Origin of the sequence: Gaiella sp. (assembly GCF_035558935.1) — a bacterium.
Lineage (GTDB): Bacteria > Actinomycetota > Thermoleophilia > Gaiellales > Gaiellaceae > Gaiella.
Genome location: NZ_DATMBZ010000150.1, coordinates 1 through 8,057, shown reverse-complemented (window position 1 = coordinate 8,057; position 8,057 = coordinate 1). Strand labels below are relative to the sequence as shown.

Sequence of the window (8,057 nt, the reverse complement as noted above, 5' to 3'; positions counted from 1 at the left end):
GGCGGACGCCGAGCCCCGATTAGCTACGCGAGCGCGGACTTGATCTTCTCGACGGCGCCAGCCTCGGCCTGGTCGCCGCCGCCGGCCGCCTTCCCCGCCGTGTCGGCGAGCTCGAGCACGAAGGCGCGGTAGCTCTCGAGCTCGTCCGGCGCCTTGATGCGCAGCGTCGCGACGGACCCCTGCAGCGCACCCAGCGTCTCGTTCTCGACCTCGTCCGGCGACGCCGTGAGGCCGAAGCCCGTCGGGCGCTGCTCCGCGAGCTCGCGCACGAGCTGGCTCTCGTCCTTGCGGGCGCCGACGAGGTGCTTCGCGAGCGACGACGCCTCCTTGAACGAGTCGAAGAAGCCTCGGTCGCTGACGGAGACGAGCAGCCCCGCTCCCGTCGCGCCCTTCCGCAGCTGCTCCCATTCCTGCTCGGTGAAGTCGGACTTGCCTGCCATGTGGCCTCCATTCGGGCGACTGGGAGCAAGTTTCGCAGCAACGTCGCATCACGCGCCGGTGCGCGCGGCGCGGCGAAGCACGCGGCGGTCGCCGAGGCGACGCGTGAGCCCGTCCACGTCCATCCGCTCGAGGAGGAGCTGGGCGTCGCGGCGACCGATGCCGGCGAGGTCGCGGAACCGCGAGAGCGTGACCTCCCCCGCGGCGGCGCACTCGCGGACGACGAGATCGCGCGCGATCTCGTATGCGGGCGTGGAGACCGCGAACCCATCGCCCAGCCGGACGAGCCTGCCCTCGGTCTCGAGGAAGCGCGCGAGCCCGGCGTCGTCGAGCTTCGTGGCGGCGAGCCCGGAGGCCGCGAGCTCGCGGTCGACCTCTTGCGCCGCCTGCTCGCGAGCGCCGAGCGTCGCAGCCGTGCCGGGCAGGACGACGGTCGGCCCGCGTCGCTCGACCGGCAGGAGCTCGAGCACGACCGAGGCCCACGGCTCGGAGGGGAAGACCTCCGCGGCGGCGAGGCCGGGGTCGAGCGGCGACGACTCGGCACGCGCGCGGAGCCGCTCCTCCACCGCTGCGCCGGTCTCCTCGAGCCACGCCTCCGAGAGCGCCCAGCCGTCGACCACCCGCACGGCATCGAGCCCCTCCTCGAGCTCGGCGCGGTCGAGCAGGGCGCGGGCGGCGAGCTGCTCGACGCGCACCGGGGAGTGGACGAGCGCAGACACGATCGAGCGCGGGTCGCCCTCGCCGAGCAGCCGGTCCCGCTCGGCGTCGAGGCGGCGGGGTGGGGCGGGGTCGAGCACGACGGCGCCTCCCACCGTCGTCTCCGCGCGGAGCACGACGCGGTCGCCGCGCGCCGCCACGACGGGCGTGGCGAGCCGCAGCTGCGCGTGCCCCTCGCCGACGCGCGCGACCCGCGCCGGGATCCGGCTCGTGCCGTGGTGCACCGAGAGCCGCGCGCCGTCGGCGATCGGCTCGAGCTCCTCCAGGTCGACCTCGAGCCGGTAGGAGAGGGGGAACGCCCCCGGCGCGACGAGCGCGTCGCCGCGGCGCACGTCCTGACGCTCGACGCCGGGAAGGTTGACCGCGACCCTCTGGCCGGCCTCCGCACGCGTGACCGCCCGGTCGTGCACCTGCACCGACCGCACCCGCACCTCACGCCCCGACGGCTCGAGTCGCAGGCGGTCGCCCTCCTCCACGGTGCCCGACCAGAGCGTCCCGGTCACCACAGTGCCGATCCCTCGCAGGGTGAAGACCCGGTCGACGTAGAGCCGCGTGGGGAAGTCCGCGCGGCGCGGCGTCGTCTCCGCCGCGACGGCGTCGAGCGCCGCGCGCAGCTCGTCGAGGCCTGAGCCGGTGACGCCGCTGACCGCGACGACGGGGGCCCCCGGAACGAGCTCGCGCGCCTCCTCGACCGCGAGCTCGACGGTCTCCCCGTCGACGGCGTCGGCCTTCGTCACCGCCACGACGCCGTGCTCGACCCCGAGCAGGCGCAGCACGGCGAGGTGCTCGTGCGTCTGGAGCCGCGCGCCTTCCGCGGCGTCGACGACGAGTAGGAACAGGTCGAGGCCGGTCGCGCCGGCGACCATCGTCCGGACGAGCCGCTCGTGGCCCGGCACGTCGACGAGCGAGAGCGTCCGGCCCGACGGCAGCTCGAGCGGCGCATAGCCGAGGTCGATCGAGATGCCGCGGGCGCGTTCCTCGGGGAGCCGGTCGGTGTCCCTTCCCGTGAGCGCCCGAACGAGCGCGGTCTTTCCGTGGTCGACGTGACCGGCCGTGCCGACCGTCAGCGGCATCAGGCCGGGATGGACGCCCGTCGGGCATGGAGCACGGCGCGGGCGACTTCGTCGACCTCCTCGGCGGTCAGCGTCCGCGCGTCGAGGAGCAGCCGCCCGTCACGGACGATCCCGACGACCGGCGGCGACCCGAGGCGGAGCGGTGCGGCCAGTCTTTCCTCGATCGCGGCCGCCGCGCTCGGGAGCTCCGCGAGCGGTAGCGCGCCGCCGCCGACGCGCGCGACGGTCTCCTCGACCTCGCCGCCGATGAGCCCGGCGAGACGCTCGGCCCGCTCACGCACGGCCTCGACCGGCTCGTCGAGCATGCGCAGCACGGGGATCTCGCGGCGGGCGCGGTCGGGATCGGCGTAGAGCGCGAGCGTCTCCTCGAGCGCGACGAGCGTCAGCTTGTCCGCGCGGAGTGCCCGTTGCAGCGGATGCCGCCGCAGGCGCTCGACGAGGTCGGCACGGCCGACGACGATGCCGGCCTGCGGGCCGCCGAGGAGCTTGTCGCCGGAGAAGCAGACGAGATCGGCGCCCGCCGCCAGGCTGGACGAGGCCGTCGGCTCGTCGCCGACGTCGAGGAGCGCACCCGAGCCGAGGTCATCGACGAGCGGCAGCGCAGCTCGCTTCGCGATCTGCGCCAGCTCGCGGGTCTCGACGCTCTGGGTGAAACCGACGACCCGATAGTTGGAGGGATGCACCCGCAGTAGGAGCGCCGTCTCGGGGCCGATCGCGCGCTCGTAGTCGGCCGGCCGGGTGCGGTTGGTCGTCCCGACCTCGACCATCCGCGCGCCCGAGCGCGCGAGCACCTCGGGGATGCGAAACCCGTCGCCGATCTCGACGAGCTCGCCGCGCGAGACGACGACCTCGCGACCCTCGGCGAGCGCCGCGAGCGCGAGGAGGACGGCGGCCGCGTTGTTGTTCACGACGAGGGCGGCCTCCGCACCGGTCAGACGCCGGAGCAGCCCGGCGGCGTGGTCCTGCCGGGATCCGCGCGCACCGGATTCGAGGTCGAGCTCCAGGTTCGAGTACGTGCCGCCGAGCTCGGCGAGGCGGTGGACGGCGGAGGGAGCGAGCGGGGCGCGGCCGAGGTTCGTGTGCACGATCACGCCGGTCGCATTGAGAACCTGGCGCAGGGAAGGTGTCTGCAGCCGCTCGAGCTCGGCCCGGGCGGCGACGGCCAGATCGCCGGGATCGACGCCCGCTGCAAGCGCCTCTCGCGCTCGCTCTAGCGCTGCACGTGCCGCGTCGACGGCGAGCGATCGCGGGGCCGCCGCAAGCGCGTCGTCCGCCAGCAGCCGATCGACCGACGGGAGGTCACGGAGCTCCATGTGCTCTCAGTCTAGGAGGAGTCGAGCGCAGGAACGACCTCGCGCAGCAGTGCCACGAGGTCACCGGAGGAGCGGGCCCCGACCTCGAGCACGCGCTCGTGGTCGATCGGCTCCGGGCGCACGCCCGCGGCCGCGTTCGTGACGCAGGAGAGCGCGAGGCAGCGGATTCCCATGTGCCGCGCCGCGAGCACCTCTGGCACGGTCGACATCCCGACGAGGTCGGCGCCGAGCGTCCGCAGCATCCTGATCTCGGCCGGTGTCTCGAACGCGGGCCCGAGCCAGGCCGCGTAGACGCCCTCGCCGAGCGGAAGGCCGAGCCGGCCGGCCGCCTCGCGCGCGAGCCGCCGGTACTCGGGGTCGTACGCGTCCGACATGTCGGGAAAGCGCGGGCCGAGGCTCTCGTCGTTGGGCCCGACCAGAGGGGACGAGCCCTGGAGGTTGAGGTGGTCGCAGATCGCGACGAGGCGCCCGGGCTCGACCGAGGGGTCGATCGCGCCGCAGGCGTTCGTCAGCACGAGGCTCCGGATGCCGAGACGGCCGAGCACGCGAATGCCGAAGACGACGGTCGCCGGCGCATGCCCCTCGTAGAGGTGCGCGCGGCCCTTCATCACGGCGACGGGAACGTCGTCCAGCAGTCCCACGACGAGCGCCCCGGCGTGGCCGACCGCGGTGGAGCGCGGCCAGCCCGGGATGTCGTCGTAGGGGATCTCGACCGGTTCCCCGATGGCGTCGGCGAAGGGCCCGAGGCCGCTGCCGAGCACGATCCCGACCACCGGCTCGAGCTCGATGCGCGCGCGGATCGCGCCGACCGCCTCGCCGAGGAGGTCGTTCAGACCGTCCCCTCCTGGAGACGCGACGGCATCTTCGTCACGATCCGGTCGACCGCCTCCTGCGGTTCGTCGGTCAGGTAGAGGAGGTCGAGGTCGTCCGGGGAGACGAGGCCGTCCGCGAGCATCTCCTCCCGGATCCAGTCGATCATCTCCTCCCAGTAGTCCCGGTCGAAGAGGACGACCGGGAACGTGCCGATCTTCCCCGTCTGGATCAGCGTCAGCGCCTCGTAGAGCTCGTCCATCGTCCCGAAGCCGCCGGGAAAGATGACGAAGCCCTCGGCGGCCTTGACGAACATCACCTTGCGGACGTAGAAGTGCTTGAACGTCCGCGCGATGTCGCAGTAGGGGTTCAGACCCTGCTCGTGCGGGAGCAGGATGTTGAACCCGATCGAGAGGCCTCCACCCTCCTTCGCGCCACGGTTGGCGGCCTCCATCACGCCGGGCCCACCGCCCGTCACGACTCCGAGCCCGGCTTGCGCGAACTGGCGTGCGGTCTCACGCGCGGCCTCGTACGTCGCCGAGCCTTCGGCCACGCGAGCCGAGCCGAAGATCGACACGGCGGGCCGGTCGATCCGCTCCACTTCCTGGAACCCGGCGAGGAACTCGGAAGCGATCAGCGAGATGTCGCCCGCGATGGTCTCGTGCGTGCGCCGCAGGAGGCGGCGGTCGTGCTCCGAGTTGGTGCTCACAGCCGATCCTGCGGGACGTGCGCCGCGACCATTCCCACGACGAGGGCTGCGGCCGTCAGGAGCGAGGCGACGGCGACGACGTCGGAGAGCCGTCGGGCCCGCCGAGGGTCGACGCTGCCGCCGCCGGCGCGCAGGACCCGCCACGAGCGGAGGACGTGGCCGCCATCGAGGATGCCGATCGGCGCGAGGTTGATCAGGTTGAGGAGAAACCCCGCATAGGCGAGCGCGCGTAACAGGTCGGAATCGACGGCGACCGCCGCAGCGAGGCAGGCTCCCGCTCCTAGCCCCCCTGCGACCGGCCCGGCGAGGGAGACGCGCGCGTTGACCCACGGGTCGAAACGCACGTTGCGTAGCGCGACGTAGGCACCGAGGAACGGGATGAAGACCGGCAGCTGCGGGTCGAGCCCGAGCCGCCGCGCCTCGATGTAGTGGCCGAGCTCGTGGACGAGGATCAGGAGCACGACGCCGATCGCGAACGACCAGCCCCAGATCAGCGCGTAGCCGCCGACCGCGAGGAAGATCCCGAAGAACTTGAGGAAGAAGGCGCCGAACTTGACGATCGCGCCGACGGCCACGACGAGCGGTGCGAGCAGCCGGCCGAGGAGCGACCGGCGCGAACGGTCGTGCTCGGACGGAAGCGTCCCAGGCTCGGGAGCGGTCACGGGCTCGTAGTCGGTGTCGTAGCGGTTGCTCACGAGTCGTCAGCTGCCCTGGCCGATCCACTCCTCGCCGCCGACGTAGAGCTCCTTCTTCCAGAGCGGCACCGTGCGCTTGAGAGTGTCGATCGCCTCGCGGCACGCGTCGAAGGCGGCGGCCCGGTGCGGCGCCGAGACCGCGATCACGACGCTCGTCTCCCCGATCTCGACCGGGCCGACCCGGTGGTGGATCGCGACGTCGATCACGTCGTGCCGCTTCTGCAACTCGCCGGCGATCCGCTCCATCTCGGCCTCCGCCATCCCCTCGTACGCCTCGTACTCGAGACGGATCACCTCCCGGCCCCGCGAGTGGGCGCGCGTGGTGCCGACGAACGTCGCGATCGCCCCCGCATCGTCCGAGGAAACCTCGGCGGCGACGCGTTCGAGCGAGAGCGGCGTGTCGCTGAGCAGAAAGGCGCCGCCCGACACGGGCGGGATGAGCGCGATCTCGTCGCCGTCTGCGAGCGCGTGGCTCCGGTCGACATAGCTGCGGTTGACGGCGTAGACGAGTCCCGCGGGCTCGTCGCCGAGCCCGAGCGCAGGCCAGAGGTCGTCGATCGTGGCGCCATCGGCGAGCTCCAGGGCGCGCTCGCGTGCTCCCGCCTGCTCCCGGAGCGCGGCAAAGAGCTTCACGGCCACCTTCACGCGCTGAGCGTATCCGGCGGTTGGCGCCCCGGGCGGTGTCATGTTACATGTCTCCCATGGCAACCCTGCTCCCCCGCGCCAACCTCAACGACCAGGTCTACGAGACTCTGCGTCAGCGCATTCTGACGCGCGATCCGGGCCCCGGTGCGAAGCTGAGCCTGCACGAGCTGGCCGCCGAGCTCGGCGTCTCGCGCAGCCCGGTGCACCACGCGCTCACGCGGCTCGTGTCCGAAGGGCTCCTCTCCGTCAAGGCGCGACGCGGCTACTTCGTCACGCCGGTGAACGCACATGCGCTCGTCGAGGGCTACGAGGTGCGCCTCGCTCTCGAGCTCCACGCCGCGGAGGTCGCCGTCGACACCGCCTCGGACGAGCAGATCGGCGAGCTGCGGCGGCGCCACGAGGCGACCGTCGACGCGATCTCCCACGAGGAGTGGGACGCCGCCAACGCCGCGTTCCACGAGGCGCAGGTCGACCTGGCGGGGAACGGGCTCCTCTCGCGTGTCTACCGTGAGCTGTCCGTGAACCTGATGATGCAGGTGATCCGCGGCGGCAGGGTCGAGCGGCACGAGCATCTCGTGACCGAGCACGACGCGATCGTCTCGGGCTTCGAGCGACGAGACCGTCCGGCTGCGCGCAATGCGATCACGCGTCACGTGGAGTCTGGACGCCGCATCGCGCTCGAGGCAGTCGAGCACGCCGGTGGAGCGTTGTAGCCCGCGCGGACTGCTTCGGCGCCCCACGTAGGATCGCGGACATGGCCGACGCACCCGGGGACCGCCGGCTGACCGAGGCGGGGATCGAGGTGAAGCCCGTCTACCGTCCGGACGACGCCTCGGGGCCGCCGGAGGCGCCCGGCGAGTTTCCCTTCACGAGGGGCCCGTATCCCGACATGTACCGCGGCCGTCCGTGGACGATGCGCCAGTACGCGGGATTCGGCTCGGCGGAGGAGACGAACGCGCGGTTCCGCACGCTCCTCGAACGGGGCCAGACGGGCCTCTCCGTCGCGTTCGACTTGCCGACGCAGCTCGGGTACGACTCGGACGATCCCGTCGCCGACGGCGAGGTCGGCCGCACCGGCGTCGCGATCGACTCCGTGGAGGACATGGCCCGCCTGACGGCGGGGATCCCGCTCGGCGAGGTCTCGACGTCGATGACGATCAACGCGCCGGCAGCGGTCCTGCTCCTCTGCTACGAGCTCGTGGCCGCCGAGCAGGGCGTCCCTGGCGATGCGCTCCGCGGGACGGTGCAGAACGACATTCTGAAGGAGTACGTCGCCCGCGGGAACTACATCTTCCCGCCGCGCCCGTCGATGCGGCTGACGACCGACCTCTTCGCCTATTGCGCCGAGCGCCTGCCGCACTGGAACACGATCTCGATCTCCGGCTACCACATCCGCGAGGCGGGCTCGACCGCCGCGCAGGAGCTCGCGTTCACGCTCGCGAACGGGATCGCCTACTGCGAGGCGGCCGTCGCAGCCGGCCTCTCTCCCGATGCCTTCGGCGCCCGGCTGTCGTTCTTCTTCAACGCCCACAACGACTTCTTCCAGGAGGTCGCGAAGTTCCGCGCGGCCCGCCGCCTGTGGGCGAAGCTGCTGCACGAGCGGCTCGGCGTGACGAACCCGAAGGCGCTCGCGCTCCGCTTTCATGCGCAGACGGGT

At 72.5% G+C, this 8,057-nt stretch carries 9 protein-coding genes; 2 read left to right on the top strand and 7 right to left on the bottom strand.

The window, feature by feature from the left end:
• Positions 1-23: 23 nt before the first annotated feature.
• Genes VNM44_RS14570 through VNM44_RS14540 form a run of 7 tightly spaced genes read right to left on the bottom strand, consistent with a single transcriptional unit; the run spans position 24 to position 6,400 of the window.
• Positions 24-440 carry a hypothetical protein gene (locus VNM44_RS14570; RefSeq protein ID WP_325626617.1) on the bottom strand — a complete coding sequence of 139 codons (417 nt, stop codon included), beginning with the start codon at positions 438-440 and terminating at the stop codon, positions 24-26.
• Between the two features lie 48 nt (positions 441-488).
• Complete coding sequence (selB, locus tag VNM44_RS14565; protein ID WP_325626616.1) at positions 489-2,228, bottom strand: selenocysteine-specific translation elongation factor; 1,740 nt, start codon at positions 2,226-2,228, stop codon at positions 489-491.
• Entirely contained in the window at positions 2,228-3,541 is a 1,314-nt protein-coding gene (selA, locus tag VNM44_RS14560) for an L-seryl-tRNA(Sec) selenium transferase (RefSeq protein WP_325626615.1), read from the bottom strand. The genes selB and selA overlap by 1 nt, the downstream gene beginning before the upstream one ends.
• A gap of 11 nt (positions 3,542-3,552) precedes the next feature.
• Positions 3,553-4,374: a purine-nucleoside phosphorylase gene (locus VNM44_RS14555; protein ID WP_325626618.1), complete on the bottom strand. Its 822-nt coding sequence runs from the start codon at positions 4,372-4,374 to the stop codon at positions 3,553-3,555.
• The gene (locus VNM44_RS14550) at positions 4,371-5,060 is read right to left on the bottom strand and encodes a TIGR00730 family Rossman fold protein (RefSeq protein WP_325626614.1); all 690 of its coding nucleotides are present in this window, start codon (positions 5,058-5,060) and stop codon (positions 4,371-4,373) included. Before VNM44_RS14550 ends, VNM44_RS14555 begins: the two co-directional genes overlap by 4 nt.
• The gene (locus VNM44_RS14545; RefSeq protein WP_325626613.1) at positions 5,057-5,755 is read right to left on the bottom strand and encodes a site-2 protease family protein; all 699 of its coding nucleotides are present in this window, start codon (positions 5,753-5,755) and stop codon (positions 5,057-5,059) included. Before VNM44_RS14545 ends, VNM44_RS14550 begins: the two co-directional genes overlap by 4 nt.
• A gap of 6 nt (positions 5,756-5,761) precedes the next feature.
• Positions 5,762-6,400 (bottom strand): molybdenum cofactor biosynthesis protein MoaE, encoded by a 639-nt coding sequence (locus VNM44_RS14540; protein WP_325626612.1) that lies wholly within the window; start codon positions 6,398-6,400, stop codon positions 5,762-5,764.
• Positions 6,401-6,456: 56 nt separating this feature from the next.
• On the opposite strand from VNM44_RS14540, the gene VNM44_RS14535 reads away from it, so the two are divergent.
• Together VNM44_RS14535 and VNM44_RS14530 are read left to right on the top strand one after the other, a co-directional pair.
• On the top strand, positions 6,457-7,113 hold the full coding sequence (locus VNM44_RS14535; protein WP_325626611.1) for a GntR family transcriptional regulator: 657 nt from the start codon (positions 6,457-6,459) through the stop codon (positions 7,111-7,113).
• Positions 7,114-7,154: 41 nt separating this feature from the next.
• Positions 7,155-8,057, top strand: a 903-nt coding sequence (locus VNM44_RS14530) for an acyl-CoA mutase large subunit family protein (RefSeq protein ID WP_325626610.1), incomplete at its 3' end; no start/stop codon positions are given.